Genomic DNA, 1009 nt, shown 5'->3' with positions numbered 1-1009 from the left:
ACTCCAAAGAAAAAGTCCGAGAAAAGAGATTGCTCATATTGTGGGCATCAGTCAATCCACGCTTTCCCGTGAATTAAAACGCAACAGCAGTCCGTCAGGTAAGTATGTTTGGTTCAAGGCACATGACAAGGCTATGGAGCGTCGTAAGCGTTCCACCTCCAATGCTGCGCTTGCCCCTGAACTTGTATGGAGAATAAAACAAATCATCATCGAGGAGCAATGGTCTCCACGGCAAATATCAGGGGTTTTGAAAAAAGAGGGCATTAACGTGTCGCATCAAAGCATCTACAATATCATACATGCCGATGCGACCGGGGAATTGGCGAGCCATACACGCCATAAGCTCAAATACAGGCATAGACCCGGGCACAAGGCTTTTCCCATTGCCGGCAGAACCGGTATTCATCAACGTCCCAAAGAAGCAAACGGAAAACGATTTGGGGATTTCGAGATGGATCTGATAGTAGACCGCTACAACCACGCTATCCTCACCATCGTGGAACGTTCCACCAACATGCTCTTCATGACGAAGCTGCCGCATGGGAAAAGTCCGAGCCATTGGCCAAAGAGGTACGCAGGCTGCTGCTACCCTACAGGAAACACATCAAGACCATCACGACAGATAATGGACCTGAATTTGCAGCCCATAAGCTGATCACCGAATACTTAGGAGCGGTCGTTTACTTTGCAGACCCGTATGCCTCATGGCAGAAAGGAACGATTGAAAATACAAACAAGCTCATCAGGCAGTACATACCAAAGCAGGCAAACTTCGATGATTTCACAGACAAAAAGATTGCCGGCATACAGAAGAAAATAAACAGAAGACCGAGACAAAAACTCAAATTTTCAAACAACCAAAATGCGAGTTCTACAGAAAAATATAATAATTTTGCACTTGCTGGTTGACTCTGCCACAATCAACCTTCCAATTCTCGTAAATTCATGTTTTGTCTGATTATCATTGTTTTATTGAAATAATTAGCTACCTTTGCAAAAAGCAGTGCCA

2 protein-coding genes are annotated in these 1009 nt (G+C 44.7%); both read left to right on the top strand.

Annotated elements, in window-relative coordinates; translation table 11 throughout:
* On the top strand, nucleotides 1-655 hold a 655-nt coding region (locus tag JCM25354_RS19545), incomplete at its 5' end, for an IS30 family transposase (protein WP_199899972.1).
* Complete coding sequence (locus JCM25354_RS23645; RefSeq protein WP_199899971.1) at nucleotides 559-909, top strand: IS30 family transposase; 351 nt, start codon at nucleotides 559-561, stop codon at nucleotides 907-909. The genes JCM25354_RS19545 and JCM25354_RS23645, both read left to right, overlap by 97 nt.
* Nucleotides 910-1009 lie beyond the last annotated feature (100 nt).

Source organism: Asaia prunellae JCM 25354, assembly GCF_000613885.1.
Taxonomy (GTDB): domain Bacteria; phylum Pseudomonadota; class Alphaproteobacteria; order Acetobacterales; family Acetobacteraceae; genus Asaia; species Asaia prunellae.
The sequence above is the reverse complement of the archived record's forward strand: the minus strand, read 5'-3'. Positions and strand labels throughout refer to the sequence as shown.